Here is a 22,389-nt window from a genome sequence, read left to right on the forward strand (position 1 = left end):
GCGTGGGGTTAGCGGGTAAAGGCGCTTTCGCCCGTAAGGGCGCGACCGACGATCAGGGCGTTGATTTCGTGGGTTCCTTCATAGGAGTAGACGGCTTCAGCGTCGGCGTGGAACCGGGCAACATCACTCTCAAGCGTGATGCCGTTGCCGCCTGCCAGTTCGCGGGCCAGAGCGACTGTTTCCCGCATGGCCAGGCAGCTTTGCATCTTGGCCAGTGCGGAGTCCTGGTCGCGGTAGACGCCGCGGGACTGCTGTTCGGTCAGCCTGACCACGAGCGACAAGCTTGCCGTGAGGTTGCCGAGCATGCGGGCCAGCTTCTCCTGGACCAGCTGGAAGGATCCCAGCGGGCGGCCGAACTGGTGGCGCTCGCGGACGTAGCGGAGGGCTGCTTCGAAGGCACCGGCCTGGATGCCGGTGGCGATCCAGGCGACGTCCGAGCGCATGGCCCGGAGCATCGCCGCCACGTCCTTGAATGAGTTCACGTTGTGCAGGCGCATGGATTCGGGGACCCGGACGCCGTCGAGCGTGATGTGGGCGTTTTGCATCATCCGCAAGGACGTTTTCCGTTGGATCTTCTCCAAAGTCACCCCGGCGGCCTCGCGATCCACGAGGAACGCTTTGACCTGTCCGTCAACGACGTCCCGGGCGAAAACTGCGAGGACATCCGCTGTCGCAGCGCCCCCGATCCAGCGTTTGGCACCATGGAGCACCCACGTATCGCCGTTGGGATCGCGGCGCGCGGTGGTGGAGAGTCCGCCCGCAATGTCCGAGCCGGACTCCGGTTCCGTCAGGGAAAACACGCCCTTGAGCGAGAAATCGATGACTTTCGGCATCCACTGGGCCTGCTGTTGCGCCGAGGCGCCCACCCGGATCGCGGTGCGGAAGAGGCCGGCCTGCGCCGTGTACCAGGTGGCCAGCGAAGCATCCGTGCGGGCGAGTTCGAAGATCCTGAAGCCTTGGTAGATGCCTCGTGCGGGACCGTTCCCTGCGCCAGGGCCCCTGAGCTCGGCAGGTTCCATAATGTCCAGATCGATGAGCGGCCGGGCCAACTGGGCGGGGAATTCGCCCCGCTCCCAGTAGTCGGCCAACAGTGGCTTCGCTTCTCGGTCCAGGAAATCGCGCAAACGGCCCAGAACCCGGCGCTCGTCCTCCGTGAGGAGGGACTCGGCGTCGTAGTAGTCGCAGACGCCGTAGAGGCGCTCCGCCGGCGCTGTCTCCACGCGGGTTTCAAGGCTCATGTCAGCTGTCCAATCCGAGCAGGCGCACTGCGTTGTGCTTGAGGATCTTGGGCCGGACATCGTCCTTGAGCGGAAGGTCGGCGAAGGCGGCCAACCACTTCTGCGGGGTGATGAGCGGGAAGTCCGTGCCGAAGAGGACCTTGTCCTGCAGCACGGAGTTGGACATGCGCACCAGTGACTCCGGGAAGTACTTGGGGGACCAGCCGGAGAGATCAATGAACACGTTGGATTTGTGCGTGGCGATGGAGTTTGCTTCATCCTGCCAGGGGACCGAGGGGTGGGCCATGATGATCTGCAACGCGGGAAAGTCTGCGGCGACGGCGTCGAGCAGGAGCGGGTTGGAGTAGGCCAGCTTGATGCCGTAGCCCCCGGGCAGGCCTGCGCCCATGCCGTTCTGGCCGGTGTGGAAGATCGCCGGCAGGCCGAGTTCCTGCAATGTTCCCCAGAGTGGGTAGAACTGCTCGTTGGAGGGGTCGAAGCCCTGCAGGCTCGGGTGGAACTTGAAGCCACGGGCGCCAAGGTCGATCGCCTGGTGCTTGGCGCCCTGGATGGCCTCGGTGCCGGTGCGCGGATCCACGCTGCCGAAGGGGATCAGCACGTCGTTGTTCCTGGCGGCTCCCGCGATCAGGTCAGGGATGCTGTTGGGCTCGTGCTTGAGTTGCGTGCGGGCGTCCACGGTGAAGACGACGGCGGCCATGTTCAGTTCGCGGTAGACCTCGGCGATCCGGTCCAGCGTGGGCGTGCGGTTCTCGGCCTTGAAGTACTTCGCGGAAGCTTCCGTCAGGGCCGGTGGCAGGGATTCGTGGCCGTGGCCGTCCACTTCGAGGTGGACGTGCATGTCGATAGCGTCAAGTTTTGCGGCGTCGATGCCGAGTTCGTAGCGCCCGGGTGCGGTCATTTCAGCGGACCTGTGCGGCGGCGGCTTCGGGCTGCAGTTCCGCCGGGAGCGGTAGGAATTCCTCGCCGACGCTCTGAAGCTTGTCTCCGAACAGCTGGCCGAAGTTCTCCACGAGGTCCCGGTAACCCCAACCGCCTTCACGGTATTCGGTGGCGGCGGCTTCGGGGTGGGTCCATAGCTGGAGGCGGTCTCCGCCGGCGCCGATGGCCTGGCCGGTAATGCCGGCCGCCTCGTCGGAGGCGAGGAAGGCAATGAGCCCGGAGACGTCGTCGGCCGTTCCAAAGCCAAGCTCGTGTCGGAAGAAGTGCGGCATGGCCTCGCCGCGTTCGTCCGCCTCCACCGCTTTCCGGAAGTACGGGATGGTCTTGGTCATGGCCGTCGCGGCCACGGGGATGACGGCGTTGGCAGTGACACCGGCCTTCTTCATTTCCAGCGCCCAGGTCCGGACCATTCCCACGACTCCGGCCTTCGCGGCGGCGTAGTTGCTCTGGCCGAAGTTGCCGCGCTGCCCGGTCGGGGAACCGATGGCGATGATGCGGCCGGCGATGCCGTTCTCCTTGAAGTAGCCGAAGGCTTCCCGGGCGCACGTGAAGGTGCCGCGGAGGTGGACGTTGATGACCAGGTCGAAGTCCTCGTCTGTCATCTTCAGCAGGCTCTTGTCGCGCAGGATACCGGCGTTGGTGACCAGAATGTCAAGGCGGCCAAATTCTGTGACGGCCGCCGCCAACAGCTCTTTTGCTGCTTCGGTGCTGCCTACGGGAGCGACGACGGCGACGGCCCGGCCGCCGTCGGCCTCGATGGTCCGGACCGCTTCGCCGGCCACCTCGGCGTCGACGTCGTTGATGACCACCGCGGCGCCTTGGCGGGCAAGTTCCCGGGCGTACGCCAGCCCTAGGCCACGGCCGCTTCCGGTGACAATCGCTACTTTTCCTGACAGGCTCATCGCTGCTCCTTTGCTCGATCCCCGTGCACCCAAGCCTTCGGCGTGGGATGCTGTTCTGTATCCATGAAAATACGTATAGTTGAAAATGTCAACGATTTATTTTAGAGATTATTGGAGTTTGTTATGACCATCGAGGCGCAGGACGAGCAGCAGACTGCCACGAAGGACCGGCTGGTCGCTGCTCCGATCAGCCAGGACGTTGGTTTCCTGCTGGCCAAGCTCCATGCAGGCGGATCGGTCGTCAACAACCGGGCGCTTGCAGAGTTCGACCTCAAGGAACGCTCGTACTCGGTGCTGATCCTGGCCAACAGTGGCCTGGAGCCTACCCAGCGGGAATTGGCGGACCTCCTCAGCCTTGACCCCAGCCAGATCGTCGCGTTGGTGGACGAACTCGAAAAACGGAAGCTTGTGGCCAGGGCACCAGGCAAGCAGGACCGCAGGGCCAAGACGGTGACGGCGACGTCGAAGGGGAGCCGGTTGCTCGCCCAAGCAGCCATCGCTGCCCGCCGCGCGGAATCTGAAGTGCTGGCCGCGCTGGACGACGGGGAAGCCGCCCAGCTCAAGGCGTTGCTGCGCAAGGCGCTCTGGGGTTAGGCGCCGTGGGGTTAAGTCTCGCGGGGTTAGGCCAACTCTCGTTCACCCACGGCGTAGGACGGAACGGACTAACCGCAGCAGAGTATTCGTTGATATAGACACCACCGGTTACAGGAGGTGCACGATGAGTACGTTGCCGGAACAAACTTTTCCCGAGGACATCCCTGACGCCCCGTCGGATGACGAAGCCTTGGACGCCTACTCGCGGACAGTGATGCACGTCGCAGAGACGGTCACGCCGCATGTTGCAGCTTTGGAGATGAGCAGCGCCCGCAGAAACGGGCAAGTCAGGATCGGAAGTGGATCGGCTGTCGTGTTCACGGGGGACGGCTACCTGCTGACGAACGCCCACGTGGTCTCGGGTCTCCGATCCGGGCGGGCAATCTTCGCCGACGGAACCCATACCGTCGTCGAACTCGTCGGTGCGGACCCCCTGTCCGATCTCGCCATTGTCCGCGGGCACCACACCCCGCCGCCCGCCACATTGGGCAACGCTGAGTCACTGCACGTAGGCCAATTGGTGATCGCTGTGGGCAACCCGCTAGGGCTCGCAGGATCAGTGACCGCGGGCGTCGTCAGCGGCCTCGGACGTTCCATCCCGGTCAGGTCCGGCCGGCACAGCAGGGTCATCGAGGACGTCATCCAGACCGACGCAGCATTGAACCCGGGCAATTCCGGGGGAGCCCTTGCCGACACCAGGGGGCGGATAGTTGGAATCAACACCGCTGTGGCTGGCTTGGGCCTCGGGCTTGCCGTGCCCATCAACCCCACCACTCAACGGATCATCGCCGCCCTGCTCAGGGACGGACGGGTCCGCAGGGCGTACCTTGGCTTGGTGAGCACCCCTATTCCGTTGGATGCGAGTGCGGTGATCCGGACAGGCCAGAAAGAAGCACTCCGGGTGGTGGAAGTCATCGCTGGATCTCCGGCTGAGCGGGCGGGACTGCTTGCGGGCGATCTTGTCCTCAGCGCACAGTCGCGGGCCGTATCCAGTGCTGAAAGCCTTCAGAAACTCTTGTTTTCGCAGGCCATAGGGGAGCCGTTCCTGCTGACGGTCCTGCGCGACGGCAAAGTCCACGCAATTGTGGCTGTGCCCAGCGAAATGACCGACGCGGATTCATGAGGAGCCGGGGCCATGATGGAGCCAATTCGCTAAAAAGCCGGCTGGCTAAAAAGCCGGGGCCCGATGGCCCCGGCTTTTTGCTATTTCTTCCTCATTCTCAAATGGGCCACGGGATCCACGGCAGCGTCGGATTCGTGCTTGGCACGCTTCACGGCCCGTTTCTCCTTGATGGTCTTGATACTCTTCTTCGCCTCGTGCTGGTGCGGTGCTTTGTCAGGCATGTCATGCTCCCTAACTACGGATCTTCCCTGAAGATCCTGCAAAGAGGGTCCTGAAAGGCCCTCTCTTTGTAAGCTACGCCTGTTTCGGCCGAAAGCAACCGGCCCTTAAGCGTTCTAGTAACTAGGCTTCGGACGCCGGAACGTCCACAATGCCCACGAACCGCGAGCCGATTCCTTCGTACTCGCTGCGGACCTCGCCGGGCAGGATTCCGGGAACCTCGCTGTTGCGGTGGTGCCCGCAGAAAACATAGGTGAACTCGGGCCACCACTTCTTGGGACGGGCAGCCTCGGTGTAACCGCACACCACACAGCTCAGGTGAACCCAGACGGGGCGCTTGCCGGTGCGGTTGGCGCGCGATTGGACGAGCCACTGCGGTGGATTGTCCTGCAGCTCGGTCAGCTCGGCTTTTGAAAGCCTGGGCGGGATGCCGTGGCGTTGGGCCATTTCCATCGAAATATCAAGGGCCAGTGCGGCATCACGTCTGCTAATCACCATTCAACGATACGGGACTTCAGGCGCGGAGGAATCCCGGCGCCCGCGGACAAGCAGGCGTAGGCTGTGCTCATGACCGACGCAGCGGCCCTGCTGCCAAGCACTCCGCTGCAAAAGCGGATCCTTGTTGTGGCTATTGTGGCTTCCTTCATCGCTATTTTGGATGGCTTCGTAGTGAACCTCGCGCTCCCGGCGATTGGGCGCGAATTGGGTGGTGGACTTGTCATCCAGCAGTGGGTGGTGGATGCCTACCTTTTGACCCTGGGTGCGCTGATCCTGGTTGCCGGATCCCTGTCCGACCATTTCGGACGTGCGCGGATCCTGGAATGGGGACTCGCCGGTTTCACCATCACGTCCGTCATCTGCGGACTCGCCTGGAACGGGGAGGTGCTGGTAGTGTCTCGGGCCTTGCAGGGGATCGCCGGTGCACTTCTGGTCCCGAGTTCGCTCGCCATGATTGTCACGTTCTTTTCGGGGCCGGCGCAGTCCAAGGCGATCGGCCAGTGGTCCGGCTGGACCAGCGCGGCGGCCATCGTGGCTCCGCTCATCGGTGGCGCCTCGGTGGATCTGTTGTCTTGGCGCGTCATCTTCTTTATCAATGTGATTCCGGCCGTCGCCATCTGGCCGATTCTGGCAGGGTTGCGGAAGTCCGACGCCGCTACGGACAGGAGCAAGAAGATCGACTACCTCGGCGCGTTCCTGGCCATGGTGGGACTGGGTGGCCCGGTCTACGCCTTCATTGAACAGGGACGGATGGGCTGGGGGAACATGCTGGTCTGGATGCCGCTCGCCGTCGGGGTGGTCGGCATGACCCTGTTCCTGATCCACGAAGCCAGAACCCCGGAGCCAATGCTGCCCCTCCGGCTCTTCGCCATCCGCAACTTCGGTTGGGGAAACCTGGCCACGCTCGCCATTTACGGCGCCCTGTCGCTCGGCTTCTTCTCCGTGGGCATCTATTTGCAGCAAGTCGGAGGAATGAAAGCGACCACTGCGGGAATCGCTCTGCTTCCCGCGACCGTGATCCTGATGCTCACGGCCTCGTTCTTTGGCGGCCTGGCCGGCAAGTACGGTCCTCGGTGGTTCATGACGGCGGGACCTTTCATCTGTGGAATAGGGTTCCTCATGACCATGGCCGTCCAGGAGCCCCTGAACTACTGGACGCAGGTGCTACCAGGGCAGATTGTCTTTGGAATCGGCCTCAGCACCCTCGTGGCCCCCCTCACCGCGGCTATCCTGGGTGCCGTTCCCACCGAAGAGGCAGGGATCGGCTCGGCCGTGAACAACGCCGTAGCCCGTATTGCAGGCCTGATCTGCATCGCGTTCGCCGGGCTTATCATCGGCCCTGTCTTCAGCCGCGAGGGTCTCATCAATGCGGTGGTGGTCACCGCGGTGCTGTTCTTCCTCGGGGCGGCAGCATCCGCCGTCGGGATCCGGAACCCGGTCTTGGCCCCTGCGGTGAAGGAATCTCCGGAGGGTCCAGCCCCCGACGACGGCGGGACGGCAACCCAGCGCGCCTGAAACACGGCGCGGTCCCGGAAACACAGTGCGGTCCAGCGGCCGTTTCGTCAGCGTTCCGCGAGGACGCAACCTTCGTGCGCGGTGTCGGTGGCTACCCAAAGCGCCGACGTGACTTCGTCGGCGAGATCGTAGTCGCGGCTGCCCGGGCCTTTTCCGATCCGGACCACCAGAGCGCCGCCGAACGGCTTGCGGCCAATTACCTGGATGGTGGCATCAAGGTCGATTTCCTCGGCAGACAGGTAGCGTAGCAACTCCGGGTTCTCGTCGCTGATCCGGGTGATCTTCCCGGAGTGGCCGTCGTCGAGCTCGATCATCCGGTACGCATGCGGCAGGGTCACCGAACCGTCCGCGGCGGGTATGGGGTCACCGTGCGGATCGCGTCCGGGATTGCCCAGCTTGGCTGCCATACGATCGATGAAGGTGTCCGAGACGGCGTGCTCAAGCATCTCGGCCTCGTCATGGACTTCGTCCCAGCTGTAGCCCAGTTCCCTCACGAGGTACGTCTCGATCAGGCGATGCCTGCGGACCATGCCCAGGGCAAGCTGCATTCCCTGGGGCGTCAAGGTAATGGCGCTGTAGGGCTGATGGTCCACCAGGCCTTGGTCCTTGAGCTTGCGGACCATCTCCGAGACGGAGGAATTGGCGACGCCTAGCCGCTGCGCCAGCTGCGAGGACGTGATGGGTTTGTCCTGCCACTCCGTGAAGGAGTAGATGACCTTGACGTAGTCCTCGATCGAGGAGGAGGGCGCACTGGTCTTCACGGGTACAAGCCTATCTTGAACCGGCGGCCTCACGCCTTCCACGCCCGCCAGCTCTGCGTGAGGTACGGCAGCGGGACCACCTCGCCCTCCGTGTGGCCCAGATGCTCGAAGAGATACCACTGGAGGTTCCCCATCACCTTGGCCCGGGTGGGGTCATTCGCCCTCAGGTAGTAGCTGCGGGACTTCACCAGTTCGAGGATGTCAGCCGGAGTCACGGGATCCTCCCAATGCGTCACGTGACTTTCGAGGCCCGCAAACTCCGGTCCCACCACAGGCCGGAAGTCCGGTTTGTGGACATCGCCGGCATGCATGATGCGGGACAAGCGGTGGACCCAGGGCACGGACGTGTCCAACTGGTTCCAGATCAAGCCGATAACGCCCCCCGGGCGCAGGATCCGGGCGATCTCGGTGCTGGCTGCGAGGGGATCGCACCAGTGCCAGGCTTGGGCAACGCTGACGACGTCGAATGCTGAGTCCGCCAGCCCAGTTGCCTCTGCAGTGCCCTCCAAGGCGATCACTTGTGGATGCGTTTTGCGCAGCTGGGTAAGCATGTCCGTGGAGGGGTCCACTGCGGACACGGCCAGCCCGCGCTCGACGAGAAGAGCGGCGAACTTTCCGGTGCCGGCACCGATGTCTGCCGCGTCCCGGGCTCCTTCAGGCAGCAGCCAGTCAGCCGAATCCGCGGGGTAGCCGGGCCGGACACGGTCATAGTGCTCTCCGCCGTCCTGGAAACTCTGGCCGAGTTCAAGGCGCCGTTCCTCATAGAGCTTGGGGCCGGCTGACGTGCCTTTGGGTCGCGGGGCCACGCAGGAACTCCTTCGTAGGACAGGAAAAATACCCTACGAATCTACCGCAATCAGTCGATACTGCAGGGAGCTGCGCCCGCGGTCCCGGGGGTGTTGGGAGCCCACTCCGGGTAGCTGCGGTGGTCGTTCGCCGGCACCCACCGGCCGGCATCCACCACGTAGTCCCAGCCGAGACCATTGCTCTTGAGCGCCTGGATGCCCGCGATGAGCCGGGTGGCGTCTTCCAACCTGGACCCCACGCCGAAACTGGCTCGCAGGGATCCAGAGGGCAGGCCGAGGCGCTTGAGCAGCGGGTGGGCGCAAAAGCGTCCGTCGCGCAGGCCAATGCCGTGTTCGGCCGCAAGATAGGCCGCCACGAGGCCTGCGTCATAGCCATGGAGCGAGAAGTTCACGACGCCGATGGTGTCTTGGGGATCGGTGTCGCTGAAGATCTGGTGGACGGTCACGCCGTCGATCGCGTTGAGGCCATCAACCAAATGCGTGCGGATGGCGGCTTCGTGGGCGTGCCATTCCTCGTGGTCGAGGCTGGCGATGACCTGCGTGGCCCGTGCGAGGGTGGCCGCGCCGAGCACGTTCGGCGAGCCGCCTTCGTGCCTGGCCGGTCCGGTAGCCCAGCTCACGGAGTCAAGGCGTGCCTCGCGGACTGCTCCGCCTCCAGCAAGGTGGGGTGTGCCGGCATCGAGCCAGTCGGGGCGCCCCACAAGGACGCCTGCGCCGAACGGCGCATAGAGCTTATGCCCGGAGAAAACCAAGTAGTCGACATCCGCCGCGGCGATATCGATGCGGCGGTGCGGAGCGAGCTGGGCCGCGTCCACCACAATCCGCGCACCGAATTCGTGGGCCAAAGCAGCGAGTTCCTTGATGGGCAGGATCTCGCCCGTCACGTTCGAAGCACCCGTGACTGCCAGGAGGCTGACGCCCCCGTGGGAGAGCGCCGTGCGGACATTGGCTACAGTGTCGGCCAAAGTTCCCGCGGCCACAATGCTGCGGTGCGGGACCCTTTGCCACGGCAGGAGATTGGCGTGGTGTTCGATGTCCAGATAGAGGACTTCGCCAACGTGGCGCCCGTCCTCGATAGGCAGGCATCCGGCCAGGAGGTTGAGTGAATCGGTGGTGTTGCGAGTGAAAATCACGGAATCGTCTGCCCGGCCGCCAACGAAATCGCGGACGATATTGCGGGCGTTTTCATAGACGGAGGTGCTGATCTGTGAGGCATAGCCTGCGCCGCGATGGACACTCGCGTAGTACGGGAGGATCTCGTTGAGGTATGCAGAAACTACGGTCAAGGCGGGCGCCGAGGCGCCGTAGTCAAGGTTGGCGTAGCGGACGTGGCCGCCCTGGATCAGGGGCGCTTGCAACTCTGCGCCAGTAACCGCGGCCAAGGGACGAGATGCCGGAGATCGGGAATCACCGCGCTGCTGCGCGGATTCGTTGTGCTGCGAGAGAGCGGGAGAAGTAAACGTGGCTGTGCTCATGGGACCTCACTCAAGAGGGACCCCTGCGTGCAGGGGGTCCGCGCTTGCCGCATCCATTCCGGACCGGCCGGGTCGTCACCCGGGGCACCCCGCCGCGATGGAGGGTTGCCGGCCAGCAAACCGGGGTTTCGCGCTGGCACTCGTGACCTGTAAAGAGACTAGGACACCCGCAAGGCGGGTTCCAATGTGACCCCGATTGTTAAGCGGATTGTTACGATCACCGGAAAATATGCCTTCTGCCGAAGAAAAAGTGGCGGACGCCCCCGAAAAGGGGGCGCCCGCCGTCGATTGTTCAGTGAATAGAGTGGATTAGAGGAGGTCGTCGAGCTCGGGGTTGAGCCTCTTGAGGACCTCGGAGTGCAGGATCGAGTTGGTAGCGACGGCGTTTCCGCCGAAGGGACCATCCGCGCCGTCCAGGGACGTGAAGCGTCCGCCGGCTTCAGTCACGATCGGCACCAAGGCAGCCATGTCGTAGACCTGGAGTTCCGGTTCAGCGGCGATGTCCACGGCGCCCTCGGCCACCAGGCAATAGGACCAGAAATCGCCGTACGCGCGGCTGCGCCAGACATCGTTCTCAAGGCCCAGGAAGTTGTCGAGGGAGCCGTGCTGCTTCCACTCGGAAAGCTCGGAGTAGGAGAGCGAGGCATCCTCAAGCCGTGACACGTTGGAGACCTTCAGCCGGGTGGCAGCGGCCAGTGACCGGCCCATGTAGGCGCCCGAGCCCTTTGCAGCCCACCAGCGCTTGCCGAGGGCTGGAGCGCTGACAAGTCCCACCACAACTTCGCCCTCGTCCACGAGGGCGATCAGCGTTGCCCAGACGGGTACGCCACGGACAAAGTTCTTGGTCCCGTCGATGGGATCGATGATCCAGCGCCTTGAGCCGTGGCCGGTGCTGCCGAATTCTTCCCCCAGAACTGCGTCGCGGGGGCGGGAGCGGGAGAGCTGCCCGCGGATTGCTTCCTCGGCAGCCTTGTCGGCGTCGGTCACGGGGCTCAGGTCGGGTTTGGTCTCCACCTGAAGGTCCAGTGCCTTGAACCGCTCCATTGTCAGGGAATCGACGGAGTCGGCCAGGACATGGGCCAGCCGCAGGTCGTCGTTGTAGCTCGAATCGGGTTGGGTCATGGTTCCAAGCTACCGTCTATTCGCCGGCGAACCGGGGAGGTAGGACGGCAATCACCGCACGGTCAGTTGACCCCGCTGTTAATTGACCGTGCCCAATTCCTTGGCCTCTTGGACTTCCATGCGCGGGTCCGCGCCAAGGAGCCGACGCAACGACGCCAGGCGGGCGGGGCCGGCCTCGCCGGCATGGCCATCAGCGACCCACGAATCCAAGCCACAACGGACCGCAGAGGCATCGTGCTTGCAACCCCGCTCGCACGACTCCGTTCCTGGTTCCAGATCCGGGAAGGCGCGCAGGATGCGATCCGGGTTCACGTGGGCCAGGCCGAAAGAACGGATCCCGGGCGTATCGATGATCCAGCTGCCGCCGGGGGCGTCGCTGAGCTTCAATGCAAGGGCTGAGGACGAGGTATGACGGCCCCGGCCCGTGACAGCGTTGACCCCGCCGGTGGCGCGCTCGGCGCCAGTAAGGGCATTCACCATGGTGGACTTCCCGACGCCGGAGTGGCCCAAGAGAACGGTGACCTTGCCGTCGAGGTAGTCCCGCAGTTGGCCGACGGCGTCGCCATCAAGCCGGGCGGACAAGCCATCGTCGGAGCGGGCGTCGATGCCGGAGGCGCCTGCATCGGCCGTCCGGCTGATGATGATGGGGAAGCCGAGGCTCACATAGTTGGCGAGCAGTTCCGTGGGATCCTTGACATCCGCTTTGGTGACGAGCAGCAGCGGTTCGATCCCGGCGTCGTACGCTGCCACCAAGGCACGGTCGATAAATCCTGTCCGGGGCTCCGGGTTGGCAGACGCAACCACCACCACGAGCTGGTCGGCGTTGGCCACCACGGCCCGTTCGATGGGATCCGTGTCGTCGGCGCTTCGCCGCAGGAGGGTCTTTCGCTCCTCGACGCGCACGAGGCGGGCGAGGGTATCCGGGGCTCCGGACACATCGCCGACGAGGGCCACGAAGTCTCCGGGGACCACGGGGGAGCGCCGGAGTTCCCGGGCACGGGCCGCAATGACGATGCGCTCGTTATCGGAGCTTTCGCCCACTATCGCGGTGTAGCGGCCGCGGTCGACCGTGATGATGCGCCCGATCACGGCGTCGTCGTGGCTGGGGCGGTCCTTCGTGCGGGGGCGTGTGCCCTTCTTGTTGGGGCGGATCCGGACATCGGATTCGTCCCAGGAGCTTGCGTCGCGAGCCATCGTTAGTTGCTTGTCTCCGTTGAACCGGTGTCCGCGGCCGCTGGGCCGCCGCTGAGCATCGATGCCCAGATTTGCGGAAATTCGGGCATGGTCTTGGAGGTAGTCGCGATGTCTTCGACCTGGATGCCCTCCACGGCGAGCCCCAGGATGGCGCCCGCGGTCGCCATGCGGTGATCGGCGTAACTGTGCACGACGCCGGCATGCAGTATTGCGGGGCGGATCACCAAGCCGTCGCCGGTTTCCTCGGCGTCTCCGCCGAGACGGTTGATTTCGGCGACCAGCGCGGCGAGTCTGTCCGTTTCGTGGCCGCGCAAATGCGCGATGCCCGTGAGCCGGGAAGGGCCTGAGGCCAGGGCGCACAATGCCGCCACGGTGGGGGCGAGCTCGCTGGTTTCGTCGAAGTCCGCACCGAGGATTTCGGAGCCGCCCGTGACAGTCAGCGTGCCCTTGTCCAGTGAGACTGTGGCGCCCATGGTGGCAAGAATGTCCCGCCAGAGGTCGCCGACCTGTGTGGTATTTGCAGGCCAGTTGGGGATTCGGATGGTTCCCTTGGTGGCCAGCGCCGCAGCGAGGAACGGTCCCGCGTTGGAGAGATCCTGCTCGATCCTCTCGTCGAAGGCCTGGATGGGCCCGGGGGCCACACGCCAATGGTTCGGCACGGAGTCATCCACCTGGACTCCCACGCCGCGCAAGACCGAAACTGTCATGTTGATGTGGTCGAGGCTCGGCACGGGCTTGCCCACATGTTCCAGGTGCAGGCCTTCTTCGAAGCGGGCACCGACCAGCAGCAAGGCGGAGACGAACTGCGAGGAGGCGCTTGCGTCGATCACCAAGTGGCCACCGCGTACCGAACCGGTACCGGAAACTTTGAATGGCAAGGAAGCGGCCGGTTGCCCGTCCAGGGCGCTGACTTCTACACCGAGTGTTCGGAGGGCTTCGATGATGGTGCCCATGGGCCGTTGGCGCGCGTGTGGATCGCCGTCGAATACCGAGGGGCCGTTACGGAGGGCAGCGAGGGGCGGCACGAAGCGCATGACTGTGCCGGCAAGTCCGCAGTCGATGGCGGACTCAGGAACAGCTGCAGCCGCGCCCATCGGGGTGACTTCAAGGTCCGGGCCGTACTGTCCGTCGCCGGGAACTTCCGCAACGGTTGCGCCAAGCTGGCGCAGGGCTTCGACCATCAGGGCGGAGTCCCGCGAGTGCAGGGGTGCCCGCAACCGGGACGTGCCGTCGGCCAATGCCGCCAGAACGAGATAGCGGTTGGTCAGCGACTTGGAACCAGGAACCGTGACCGTGGCATCCACGGGGTGGCCGGCGAAAGGCGCCGGCCACAGGGGGAGTGCGGAAGCGGTAGGGCTGCCTGATTCGTTTGTCTGCGTGGCGGGGGTTCCTGGCATGCTTCCTTATGCTCCAACTGCGTTGTCTACGGCCTTGCGAACGGCGCGGTCTGTCTTCTTGAGCTGCTTGCCAGTGACCTTCTTGGCGTCCATGGCGAGGTGTTCGGCGCGCCACGCGAGACTGGGCCGGCCGGCCGTGTCCACGGCAGCGAGCAGCACGCCGCCGGTCAGGGATATGTTCTTGAGCAACTGGGCACGGCGGGCAAGCCGGCCTTCCTTCGTGCTGATGTCCGCGGAACGCCATTCGACAAATGTGTTGAGCACCGAAATACCTGCAAGCAGCGTAGCCGAGAACCGGGAACACTTGCCGAGGGCGAGCAAGGCGCCCGCGCCTACCTGCGTGCCGCCGATAACGCGCGCCAGCATTTTTTCGTCCGCCGGGAAGGGCAGCGACTCCGAAGCACGGCGGAGCAGCGGGGAAAGCTGCTCGGCAGTGTCATCCGCGTTCTTGAGCTTGTCCAGCCCTGCGACAACAAAGCTGGACGCCAACATTGGCCTGGCGAGAAAACGGACGAGGGACATGTTTTTGCCTCCTGGATGGCTTGCCACAATGGTCAGGTGGTGCTGCGTTCGAGTGGTGCGGTGTTCACGGGGTGCAGTCGGATCTAGTCTTGCATCTTTGTGGAATATTTGCCCGGAGCCTGCCGTTGTCAAAAGAAGGTGCGGTATGGGCTGGACCTCGGGTTTAGGCGTGTGTGTTGTGCTGCGCCTGTGTCAACGTCGTTGAGCGGAGATGGTTTTTTGGCCTTGGTTAAGGACCGCGAGGAACACTTGGCGCTTGGGCGGGAGCTGCCAGGGGACTCCCGGAGGGTGACAGTAGACTTGGATGCAATGAGCACCATGGATCCGGCCGCAGCGGCCATGTACAAAGCAGCGACGGAAGTCGCGGACGCAACGTCCGATGACGGCGCAGCTGTTGAGGCCGACGTCGAGATTGCAGTGGACTTCGCGTCCGAGACTCCTGAACAACGGAGGGCGCGCTTCGAACGCGACGCCATGCAGTATGTCGACCAGCTCTATTCGGCTGCCATGCGCATGGCCAGAAATCCGTCCGACGCCGAGGACCTGGTCCAGGAGGCCTATACCAAGGCTTTCTCGGCCTTCCACCAGTACAAGCCGGGCACCAACCTCAAGGCATGGCTGTACCGCATCCTGACCAACACGTACATCAACCTCTACCGGAAGCGGCAGCGCGAACCGCTGCAGTCGAATTCGGACACCATCGAAGACTGGCAGCTGGCGCGGGCGGAATCGCACACGTCTTCGGGGCTGCGCTCCGCGGAAGCGGAGGCATTGGATCATTTGCCGGACTCGGACGTGAAGAGCGCTTTGCAATCCATTCCGGAGGAATTCCGGCTCGCGGTGTACTTCGCTGACGTCGAAGGCTTCGCATACAAGGAAATATCAGACATCATGAATACCCCGATCGGGACGGTCATGTCCCGGCTTCATCGCGGCAGGAAAATGTTGCGCGATCTGCTGGCGGACTACGCCGCGGAACGGGGAATCAGCGCCGGCGCGGAAGAAAAGGTCTTGGCCGTGGGCGCGGCCGCAAGCAAAAAACAGGAGAAAAGGAAATGAGCTGCCAAGGATTGGGCGACTGCGACGATGCTCGGATGCAGCGTATCTACGAGTACCTCGATGGTGCGTTGACCCGTGAAGACATCGCAGAGATCAAAGTGCACCTGGAAGACTGCCCGGAGTGCACCGAGCAGTACGACCTTGAGTGCGTCATTCGCACCGTGGTGAAGCGCTCCTGCACGGAGGCGGCTCCTGAGAACCTCAAGAACTCGATCCTGGACAGGATCCACTCGATGAAGTCGGTGGACGTTTAGGCGCCTGGAACGGCAAGGGCCCCGGAAACCTGATGGTTTCCGGGGCCCTCCGCATTAAGTCTTACGCTAAGCCGCTGGCTTAGGTGTTGGGACGCTTGCCGTGGTTTGCGCCGCCGCGCTTACGGTCACGACGCTTACGTGCACGCTTGCTCATAGCTGGCCTCCTTAGATTCTTGATACTCAATAAAGCTGCCCTCCAGTCTCCCACATCCGGGGGCCGCCCCGCGAACCGGAAGATCAAGGGTGGAGGGCGCTGTGCCAGCCCCTTAGTGGATTCCGGACTCAGCTCCGCAGAGAATTTCGGATGGAGATCCTTGCCTGGTCCAGGACGGTGCGCACGGTTTCAAGGGCGATGGGAGTCAGGGCCTTCGACCCCGCATGCTGGCGCAGTTCCACGCGGATGTCATCGCGGAAGGACTGGACCATCATCTCGGCCTCCTTGAGGATCCGGTGTCCCTCCGGCGAGTAGCTTCCCGCCCACGATTGGAACTCCGGCGACTTCGCATTGGCGCGTGCGGCTTCGGCGGTTGCCGCCAGGTCTGCCCGCAAGCCGCGCATGTTGCTGCGGATGTCCTCGCGGAGATTATCGGCCAACCGCCGCACGGACGCAGAGATGTTGTCCTCGACGTCGGCCAGTTCCTGCCGCCGGCTGTTGAGTTCCGTTAGTCCGGCAGTGGTGATGGAGTAGTTGGTGCGGCGCCCATCACTGCTGGTGGCTACCAGTCCTTCTTCCTCGAGTTTGCCAAGGCGCGGGTAGATGGTTCCGGCGCTGGGGGAGTAGGTCCCTCCGAAGCGTTCGCCGAGGGCCTTGATGAGCTCGTAGCCGTGCTTGGGGCCTGATTCCAGGAGTGCCAGCAGATAGAGCCGGAGGGCTCCGTGGGCAAAGACGGGCGGCATTAGACTTCCTCTTCTCCGGGGACTGAGTGTGCTGTTCCGGGGGCTGGCGCGCTGCCATGGATGATAGAGGTTTTTCCGGACACGGAATTGGTGCGCGCCACCATGAGGCGCTCGTCGGGGCCAACGATGGTCTGGACCCTGCCGCCTCCTTGGGCGTAAAGCTGGTCATCGATCATCACGATGCCGCTGGCCGTCTTGGCAACGATGTCCACTCCGACGTCATGCGGCAGGCGGATCGTGAGGTCGCCCGATACGGAATTGGCTCCGAAATCCTGGGTGAAGCCGTGGAGATCGAAGCTGAGGTCGCCGCTGACAGTGTTGGCCCGTATGTTCTTGAAGCGGCCCGAAGCCGTGACCTCGCCTGAGACGCTCTTGGCGGTCATGATGCCGTCGTGGTTGCGGGCGATGACTTCGCCACTGACGGTGTTGACTTGAAGCTCGCCGCGCGTGCCGTCTGCGAGGACGGACCCGGAAACCGTGTTGAGGCGGATATGACCGGTGACGCCCGACACCATGCCGTCACCGCCCACGGTTCCTGCTTCGACGTCGACACCCTCGGGCAATGCAATGCTGATGACGACGGTGTTCGTACTGGTGTTGTTGACAGTCCCCATAAGGTTGCGGAACCAACCCTGCGGGCCGTGCAACTGATGGCGGACCTCGAGCCGGCCATCAATGAGGCTGACGCTCAGTGGATCACCGTTGATTTCCGATACTTCGATCCTGGCGATCGGTTCATCGTGCGTGACCACGTCGAAGCGGCCCTTGACGATCCCCAGCTTAAGTGAGCGGACGCCGTCGACGTCGATGGTCTGCGGCCCGGTAACGGTCCAGTTTTCTTCTGACATGACCCCTCCAAAGGATGCGATATATCGCGTATGAAACTTACGATATATCGCGAATTGCAACTTGGCAATGGGTCCATCGTCGGAGGGGGGCTCGTGTCCCGGTTATTCCGGCTGGGCGATCCTCAGCCATTGGAACCAGCCGCGGTGCAACACGAGCCAGGCCATGAGGCCATAGCCCGCCTGGCCCGGGGTGCCACCGTTGGCTGCGAGGTCAGTACGCCATTGTTCGTGGCTGAGCAACGGGGAGAAAGTGTCCACGTACTGGTGGTTGCGGCGGGTAGTGACGTCTGCAAATGCGGCGTTGAGTTCCGCGATCCGGCGGTTCTTGGCCGGGTCCAGCGTAGGTGGCGGACCGACGACGAATACTTCGATGTTGCTTTGGGATGCCCCGTCCAGGATATTGGCCAGATTGAGGCGGCTACGCGCTGTGGAAACGCCGAATTCGATGTCACGGCTGGACAGGCCGATCACGAGGCGGTTCTCATGGACGTTGCTGAAGCGTCGCCCGGCTTCGTCGAGCCAGCGGCCCGCGAGGCCCTCTGTACCCTCCATGGGGCAGGGAAGAGAGTAGCTCTCCACAAGAACGCCGTCCTGGGGAGTTCGTGCAAGAACCCTTCCGAGCCAGCCCAGGGCTCTGGGGTCACCGAGCCCGGCGAGTAGTTCATCACCAACAGCTGCTATGCGCAGCTTCCTGTCTTCCACAGTTACCTCTTCACCAAACGTTGCGGTCCTTGCATCGTGCCCGGCGGGGCGGCAGGATCACTGGACACTTGTTCCATTAAACAGAACTGCCCAGCTGGAAGCGGGTATTGAACCTCCAGCCGGGCAGCCTTCTTTTATTAGGGTCTACTTGCGTTCGAATGCCTGCTTGAGCAAGGTAGCCTGCTCGGCGCTGTGGCGCTTCATGGAACCGGCTGCCGTGGAGGCGGACGCCGGACGCGAAACGAGGCGGACCTTCCGGTCCAGTGCCTGCGGCAGGTTCAAGCCGATGAACGGCCACGGACCCTGGTTGGCGGGTTCGTCCTGCGCCCAAACGATGTCGGCGTTCGGGTATTTGGCCAGTTCCGCTTCGATCTGGGCCTGGGGCAACGGGTACAGCTGCTCCAGGCGGATGATTGCCGTCGAGGTGTCACCGGTCTTTTGGCGGTTCGACAGCAGATCGTAGTAGAGACGGCCGGAAACCAGGATCACGCGGTCCACGCTCTGAGCCTGCAGTGGCTCGTGCTCGCCGATGACCGGCTTGAAGCCGCCTGTGGTGAAGTCCTCCACCGCAGAAGCCGCCCCCTTGAGGCGCAAAAGCTGCTTCGGGGTGAAGACGATGAGCGGCTTGCGTGGCCGGCTGTATGCTTGCCGGCGCAGCAAGTGGAAGTGCGAAGCAGCCGTCGTGGGGTTGGCCACAATCATATTGTCCTCGGCGCACAGCTGCAGGAAGCGTTCGATACGGGCGGACGAGTGGTCCGGTCCCTGGCCTTCGTAGCCGTGCGGCAGCATGAGGACGAGCGAGGAGCGCTGGCCCCATTTCTGCTCGGCCGAGGAGATGAATTCGTCGATGATGGTCTGCGCACCGTTGACGAAGTCACCGAACTGGGCTTCCCACAAGACCAAGGCATCGGGGCGTTCCACGGAGTAGCCGTATTCGAATCCCATGGCTGCGTATTCGGACAACAAGGAGTCGTAGATCCACAGCTTGGCCTGCTTGTCGCTCAGGTTGCCCAGCGGCATCCATTCGCTGCCGTTTGCGCGGTCGTGGAAGACGGCGTGGCGTTGCACGAAGGTGCCGCGGCGTGAGTCCTGGCCGGCCAGACGGACGGGAACGCCCTCCATGACGAGCGAACCAAAGGCTGCGATCTCACCGAAGCCCCAGTCGATGCCGCCTTCGCGGGACATCTGCTCGCGCTTCTCCAGGAGCTGCTTGAGCTTGGAGTGGACCGTGAAGTCCTCGGGAACGTCCAGGTGCGCCTGGCCGATCCGTTGGAGCATCTCGGCTGAAATAGCGGTGGTGGCCGGCGCGTTGGTCCCGGAGTCCGCCTGCTGGGCGATGGGACGCTCAATGTCCGAGACCGCGGCGGAATCAGCCGTGATGATCGGGATAGGCGAAGTCTGTGCAGCGTGGGTCTCAGCGAAGACGCGTTCCAGACGTTCCTGGTAGTCGCGCAGCAACTGCTCGGCTTCGTCCTCGGTGATGTCGCCACGGCCAATGAGCGACTCGGTGTACAGCTTGCGGACGGAACGCTTGGCTTCGATCAGGTTGTACATGAGGGGCTGCGTCATCGAGGGGTCGTCGCCCTCGTTGTGTCCACGGCGGCGGTAGCACACCATGTCGACAATGACGTCCTTGTGGAAGCGCTGGCGGAATTCGTAAGCCAACTGCGCGATGCGCACCACAGCTTCCGGGTCGTCACCGTTCACGTGGAATACCGGGGCCTGGATCATCTTGGCCACGTCGGTGGAATACGTCGAGGAACGCGACGACGAAGGTGCCGTGGTGAAGCCGACCTGGTTGTTCACGATGATGTGGATGGTTCCACCGGTACGGTAGCCACGCAACTGGGACAGGTTGAGCGTTTCCGCCACAACGCCCTGGCCGGCAAACGCGGCATCGCCGTGAACCATGATGGGCAGCACCGGGAACGCCTCGCCTTGGTCCAGCCGGTCCTGCTTGGCACGGACGATGCCTTCAAGCACGGAGTCAACCGCTTCAAGGTGGGACGGATTGGCCGCGAGATAGACCTTGGTCTCATTGCCGTTGTCCGAGGTGAACGTGCCCTCGGTGCCGAGGTGGTACTTGACGTCGCCTGAGCCCTGCACCGAACGGGGGTCCTGGGTGCCTTCGAATTCACGGAACACCTGGGCGTAGGTCTTGCCTGCGATGTTGGTCAACACGTTGAGGCGGCCACGGTGGGCCATGCCGATCGCAACTTCGTCGAGGCCGTCGTCGGCAGCGTCGGAAATGATGGTGTCCAACAGCGGAATCAGCGATTCTCCGCCTTCGAGGGAGAATCGCTTCTGGCCCACGAACTTGGTCTGCAGGAAGGTTTCGAAGGCCTCCGCTGCGTTGAGCTTGGAAACGATACGAAGTTGCTCTTCGCGGCTCGGCTTGGAGTACGGGTGCTCCACCTGGTCCTGGAACCACTTGCGTTCTTCAGGCTCCTGGATGTGCATGTATTCAATGCCCGTGGTGCGGCAGTAGGCATCGCGAAGGACACCGAGGATGTCGCGGAACTTGAGCATCGGCTTGCCGCCGAAACCGCCGGTGGGCCATTCTCGGTCCAAGTCCCACAGGGTGAGCCCGTAGGTGAGGACGTCGAGGTCCGGGTGCTTGCGCTGGACGTACTCAAGCGGGTTCGTGTCTGCCATGAGGTGGCCGCGGACCCGGTAGGAGTGGATCAGCTGCTGGATGCGGGCGACCTTGTTGATCTCGTCAGCGGGGTCCACCTGAAGGTCGGGGCTCCAACGGACGGGCTCGTAGGGAATGCGCAGGGCTTCGAAGATCTCGTCGTAGAAGTTCTGTGCACCGAGGAGCAACTGGTGGACGAGCTTGAGGAATTCGCCGCTGCCGGCGCCCTGGATGACGCGGTGATCGTACGTGGACGTCAGCGTGAGGATCTTGCTGATGGCGTTCTGGGCGATGATCTTCTCGCTGGCGCCCTGCCATTCAGCCGGGTAGTCGAGGGCTCCGACGCCGATGATGGCAGCCTGGCCCTTGGAGAGCCGGGGCACGGAGTGCACGGTGCCGATGCCGCCCGGATTTGTGAGGGAGACCGTTGTGCCCGCGTGGTCGTCCGCCGTGAGCTTGCCGTTGCGGGCGCGCTTGATCAGGTCCTCATAGGTGTGCCAGAACTCCGCGAAGTTCATGGTCTCGGCCTTCTTGATGTTTGGGACCATCAGGAGACGGGTACCGTCGGGCTTTGGCATGTCAATGGCGATGCCGAAGTTGACGTGCGCGGGCTGCACTGCAACGGGCTTGCCGTCAATTTCGTCGTAGTACACGTTCATTGACGGGAACTGGGAGAGGGCGCGGACCACAGCGTAGCCAATGAGGTGGGTGAAGGAGACCTTGCCGCCGCGGGCACGGGCAAGGTTGGAATTGATGACAACGCGGTTGTCGATCAGCAGCTTCGCCGGAACGGCCCTGACGCTTGTGGCGGTGGGAACCTCAAGGCTCATGACCATGTTGGAAGCGATGGCCTTGGCCGGACCACGGAGGACGGAGACGACGTCTTCTTCCGGCGGAGTGGGGGCCTTGGTGCTCTTGGGAAGCTGTGCCGGGATCGGCTGGGCCTGGCTGCCGTCGGACGGCTTCTGCGCGCCGTCCTTGGCGACAGTGGCCGGAGCCTTCTTGGCTGGTGCCGCTACGGCGGAAGCCGCAGGGGCAGGCGTGGCGGCGGCAGGAGCGGCCGCCGGAGCAACCACGGGCGCAATCGGCGTCATTGCCGTTGCTGCGGCCTGTGCCACGACAGGAATTTCACGAGTGGGAGGGTTTGCAGGGGTTGCGGATGTTCCGTTGGAAGAAGTTCCGTCAGCGGTATCGAAGGATTCGAAAAGCGGCCACCACTTGGCGTCGACCGAATTCTTGTCCTGCTGGTACCGCTCGTACAGTTCGTCAACGAGCCACTCGTTTCCGCCAAATTCCTCGGGTAGACGGTGGCTTGGCTGCTCTGGCACTTGAAATACGCCTCTTCCGTGAGTGTTGATTTCCAGCTGGCCCGGGGGAACTGCAGGGGGGTGCAAAGGCGAGCCAGGGTCTGGGTCCCGCGAACTCAGACCCTAGCCAGTCTAGTGACGAGCGACGGCTATCTGCCAATAGTGGTGACCTAAATCATGCCAATCCCGATGTGCGTTGGATGAAGCGCCCTGAAGGGGCCGTGTTTTCGCGTGTTTTTTCGCGGATTATCAGGGCGCAGGCCTTGTCACGGCCGGTGAATTCGCTTCGCGGCCGGACTGTAGACTGGGATTCTTATGGACAGTAATTCTAGGTGCCGGCCTGGGACCTGCGGGGGAAGCCGTCTGGCAATCTCCGCGCAGC

The 22,389-nt window shown here is 63.5% G+C and carries 22 protein-coding genes and 1 riboswitch; of the genes, 5 read left to right on the plus strand and 17 right to left on the minus strand.

Annotation, left to right across the window (positions count from 1 at the left end):
* Positions 1-8: 8 nt before the first annotated feature.
* From OOZ51_RS01805 to OOZ51_RS01815, 3 genes are read right to left on the minus strand one after another with little or no spacing between them, the layout of a single operon-like run.
* A complete protein-coding gene (locus tag OOZ51_RS01805) occupies positions 9-1,238 on the minus strand; it encodes an acyl-CoA dehydrogenase family protein (protein WP_265977172.1) in 1,230 nt (409 codons plus the stop codon).
* A gap of 1 nt (position 1,239) precedes the next feature.
* Positions 1,240-2,136 (minus strand): amidohydrolase family protein, encoded by an 897-nt coding sequence (locus OOZ51_RS01810; RefSeq protein ID WP_265977173.1) that lies wholly within the window; start codon positions 2,134-2,136, stop codon positions 1,240-1,242.
* A gap of 1 nt (position 2,137) precedes the next feature.
* The gene (locus tag OOZ51_RS01815) at positions 2,138-3,079 is read right to left on the minus strand and encodes an SDR family NAD(P)-dependent oxidoreductase (protein WP_265977174.1); all 942 of its coding nucleotides are present in this window, start codon (positions 3,077-3,079) and stop codon (positions 2,138-2,140) included.
* Positions 3,080-3,202: 123 nt separating this feature from the next.
* Between OOZ51_RS01815 and OOZ51_RS01820 the strand changes: the two genes are divergently transcribed.
* Both OOZ51_RS01820 and OOZ51_RS01825 read left to right on the plus strand, forming a co-directional pair.
* Positions 3,203-3,673 carry a MarR family winged helix-turn-helix transcriptional regulator gene (locus tag OOZ51_RS01820; protein ID WP_265977175.1) on the plus strand — a complete coding sequence of 157 codons (471 nt, stop codon included), beginning with the start codon at positions 3,203-3,205 and terminating at the stop codon, positions 3,671-3,673.
* 124 nt (positions 3,674-3,797) lie between these two features.
* Positions 3,798-4,796: a S1C family serine protease gene (locus OOZ51_RS01825; protein WP_265977176.1), complete on the plus strand. Its 999-nt coding sequence runs from the start codon at positions 3,798-3,800 to the stop codon at positions 4,794-4,796.
* Between the two features lie 80 nt (positions 4,797-4,876).
* Here OOZ51_RS01825 and OOZ51_RS01830 read toward each other — a convergent pair whose 3' ends face one another.
* Both OOZ51_RS01830 and OOZ51_RS01835 read right to left on the minus strand, forming a co-directional pair.
* Positions 4,877-5,017, minus strand: a complete 141-nt coding sequence (locus OOZ51_RS01830; protein ID WP_265977177.1) for a hypothetical protein — start codon at positions 5,015-5,017, stop codon at positions 4,877-4,879.
* Positions 5,018-5,138: 121 nt separating this feature from the next.
* Positions 5,139-5,513, minus strand: coding sequence for a hypothetical protein (locus tag OOZ51_RS01835; protein ID WP_265977178.1), 375 nt, complete (start codon positions 5,511-5,513; stop codon positions 5,139-5,141).
* A gap of 63 nt (positions 5,514-5,576) precedes the next feature.
* On the opposite strand from OOZ51_RS01835, the gene OOZ51_RS01840 reads away from it, so the two are divergent.
* A complete protein-coding gene (locus OOZ51_RS01840) occupies positions 5,577-7,028 on the plus strand; it encodes an MFS transporter (RefSeq protein ID WP_416346331.1) in 1,452 nt (483 codons plus the stop codon).
* Positions 7,029-7,075: 47 nt separating this feature from the next.
* Here the strand turns inward: OOZ51_RS01840 and OOZ51_RS01845 are convergent, their stop codons facing one another.
* The 7 genes from OOZ51_RS01845 to OOZ51_RS01875 all read right to left on the minus strand — a co-directional run bounded on the left by OOZ51_RS01845 (position 7,076) and on the right by OOZ51_RS01875 (position 14,305).
* Entirely contained in the window at positions 7,076-7,789 is a 714-nt protein-coding gene (locus OOZ51_RS01845) for a metal-dependent transcriptional regulator (RefSeq protein WP_265977180.1), read from the minus strand.
* Between the two features lie 29 nt (positions 7,790-7,818).
* The gene (locus tag OOZ51_RS01850; protein WP_265977181.1) at positions 7,819-8,595 is read right to left on the minus strand and encodes a class I SAM-dependent methyltransferase; all 777 of its coding nucleotides are present in this window, start codon (positions 8,593-8,595) and stop codon (positions 7,819-7,821) included.
* Between the two features lie 50 nt (positions 8,596-8,645).
* Positions 8,646-10,070 (minus strand): aminotransferase class V-fold PLP-dependent enzyme, encoded by a 1,425-nt coding sequence (locus OOZ51_RS01855; RefSeq protein WP_265977182.1) that lies wholly within the window; start codon positions 10,068-10,070, stop codon positions 8,646-8,648.
* Between the two features lie 35 nt (positions 10,071-10,105).
* A riboswitch (SAM riboswitch) is annotated at positions 10,106-10,218 on the minus strand.
* Positions 10,219-10,379: 161 nt separating this feature from the next.
* Positions 10,380-11,192, minus strand: a complete 813-nt coding sequence (hisN, locus tag OOZ51_RS01860) for a histidinol-phosphatase (protein ID WP_265977183.1) — start codon at positions 11,190-11,192, stop codon at positions 10,380-10,382.
* 78 nt (positions 11,193-11,270) lie between these two features.
* Positions 11,271-12,386 carry a ribosome small subunit-dependent GTPase A gene (gene rsgA, locus OOZ51_RS01865; RefSeq protein WP_265977184.1) on the minus strand — a complete coding sequence of 372 codons (1,116 nt, stop codon included), beginning with the start codon at positions 12,384-12,386 and terminating at the stop codon, positions 11,271-11,273.
* A 2-nt stretch (positions 12,387-12,388) separates the two neighbouring features.
* A complete protein-coding gene (gene aroA / locus OOZ51_RS01870) occupies positions 12,389-13,783 on the minus strand; it encodes a 3-phosphoshikimate 1-carboxyvinyltransferase (RefSeq protein WP_265977185.1) in 1,395 nt (464 codons plus the stop codon).
* Positions 13,784-13,789: 6 nt separating this feature from the next.
* A complete protein-coding gene (locus OOZ51_RS01875; RefSeq protein ID WP_265977186.1) occupies positions 13,790-14,305 on the minus strand; it encodes a DoxX family protein in 516 nt (171 codons plus the stop codon).
* 219 nt (positions 14,306-14,524) lie between these two features.
* On the opposite strand from OOZ51_RS01875, the gene OOZ51_RS01880 reads away from it, so the two are divergent.
* The gene (locus OOZ51_RS01880) at positions 14,525-15,364 is read left to right on the plus strand and encodes a sigma-70 family RNA polymerase sigma factor (RefSeq protein ID WP_416346332.1); all 840 of its coding nucleotides are present in this window, start codon (positions 14,525-14,527) and stop codon (positions 15,362-15,364) included.
* Complete coding sequence (gene rsrA / locus OOZ51_RS01885) at positions 15,361-15,618, plus strand: mycothiol system anti-sigma-R factor (RefSeq protein ID WP_265977188.1); 258 nt, start codon at positions 15,361-15,363, stop codon at positions 15,616-15,618. Before OOZ51_RS01880 ends, rsrA begins: the two co-directional genes overlap by 4 nt.
* Positions 15,619-15,697: 79 nt before the next feature.
* Here rsrA and OOZ51_RS22465 read toward each other — a convergent pair whose 3' ends face one another.
* The 5 genes from OOZ51_RS22465 to OOZ51_RS01905 form a co-directional block, all read right to left on the minus strand.
* The gene (locus tag OOZ51_RS22465; protein WP_369299106.1) at positions 15,698-15,772 is read right to left on the minus strand and encodes a 50S ribosomal protein bL37; all 75 of its coding nucleotides are present in this window, start codon (positions 15,770-15,772) and stop codon (positions 15,698-15,700) included.
* A gap of 128 nt (positions 15,773-15,900) precedes the next feature.
* On the minus strand, positions 15,901-16,515 hold the full coding sequence (locus tag OOZ51_RS01890) for a PadR family transcriptional regulator (RefSeq protein WP_265977189.1): 615 nt from the start codon (positions 16,513-16,515) through the stop codon (positions 15,901-15,903).
* The gene (locus OOZ51_RS01895; RefSeq protein ID WP_265977190.1) at positions 16,515-17,363 is read right to left on the minus strand and encodes a DUF4097 family beta strand repeat-containing protein; all 849 of its coding nucleotides are present in this window, start codon (positions 17,361-17,363) and stop codon (positions 16,515-16,517) included. Before OOZ51_RS01895 ends, OOZ51_RS01890 begins: the two co-directional genes overlap by 1 nt.
* A gap of 102 nt (positions 17,364-17,465) precedes the next feature.
* Entirely contained in the window at positions 17,466-18,065 is a 600-nt protein-coding gene (locus tag OOZ51_RS01900; RefSeq protein ID WP_265977191.1) for a GDSL-type esterase/lipase family protein, read from the minus strand.
* A 144-nt stretch (positions 18,066-18,209) separates the two neighbouring features.
* Entirely contained in the window at positions 18,210-22,028 is a 3,819-nt protein-coding gene (locus OOZ51_RS01905; protein ID WP_265977192.1) for a multifunctional oxoglutarate decarboxylase/oxoglutarate dehydrogenase thiamine pyrophosphate-binding subunit/dihydrolipoyllysine-residue succinyltransferase subunit, read from the minus strand.
* Positions 22,029-22,389: the final 361 nt, after the last annotated feature.

Origin of the sequence: Arthrobacter rhizophilus (assembly GCF_026241105.1) — a bacterium.
GTDB lineage: Bacteria > Actinomycetota > Actinomycetes > Actinomycetales > Micrococcaceae > Arthrobacter.

Coding starts and splice junctions, on each gene's coding strand:
- OOZ51_RS01805 (WP_265977172.1), bottom strand. CDS start 1,238: ATGAGCCTTGAAACCCGCGTGGAGACAGCGCCGGCGGAGCGCCTCTAC.
- OOZ51_RS01810 (WP_265977173.1), bottom strand. CDS start 2,136: ATGACCGCACCCGGGCGCTACGAACTCGGCATCGACGCCGCAAAACTT.
- OOZ51_RS01815 (WP_265977174.1), bottom strand. CDS start 3,079: ATGAGCCTGTCAGGAAAAGTAGCGATTGTCACCGGAAGCGGCCGTGGC.
- OOZ51_RS01820 (WP_265977175.1), top strand. CDS start 3,203: ATGACCATCGAGGCGCAGGACGAGCAGCAGACTGCCACGAAGGACCGG.
- OOZ51_RS01825 (WP_265977176.1), top strand. CDS start 3,798: ATGAGTACGTTGCCGGAACAAACTTTTCCCGAGGACATCCCTGACGCC.
- OOZ51_RS01830 (WP_265977177.1), bottom strand. CDS start 5,017: ATGCCTGACAAAGCACCGCACCAGCACGAGGCGAAGAAGAGTATCAAG.
- OOZ51_RS01835 (WP_265977178.1), bottom strand. CDS start 5,513: ATGGTGATTAGCAGACGTGATGCCGCACTGGCCCTTGATATTTCGATG.
- OOZ51_RS01855 (WP_265977182.1), bottom strand. CDS start 10,070: ATGAGCACAGCCACGTTTACTTCTCCCGCTCTCTCGCAGCACAACGAA.
- hisN (WP_265977183.1), bottom strand. CDS start 11,192: ATGACCCAACCCGATTCGAGCTACAACGACGACCTGCGGCTGGCCCAT.
- rsgA (WP_265977184.1), bottom strand. CDS start 12,386: ATGGCTCGCGACGCAAGCTCCTGGGACGAATCCGATGTCCGGATCCGC.
- aroA (WP_265977185.1), bottom strand. CDS start 13,783: ATGCCAGGAACCCCCGCCACGCAGACAAACGAATCAGGCAGCCCTACC.
- OOZ51_RS01875 (WP_265977186.1), bottom strand. CDS start 14,305: ATGTCCCTCGTCCGTTTTCTCGCCAGGCCAATGTTGGCGTCCAGCTTT.
- rsrA (WP_265977188.1), top strand. CDS start 15,361: ATGAGCTGCCAAGGATTGGGCGACTGCGACGATGCTCGGATGCAGCGT.
- OOZ51_RS01890 (WP_265977189.1), bottom strand. CDS start 16,515: ATGCCGCCCGTCTTTGCCCACGGAGCCCTCCGGCTCTATCTGCTGGCA.
- OOZ51_RS01895 (WP_265977190.1), bottom strand. CDS start 17,363: ATGTCAGAAGAAAACTGGACCGTTACCGGGCCGCAGACCATCGACGTC.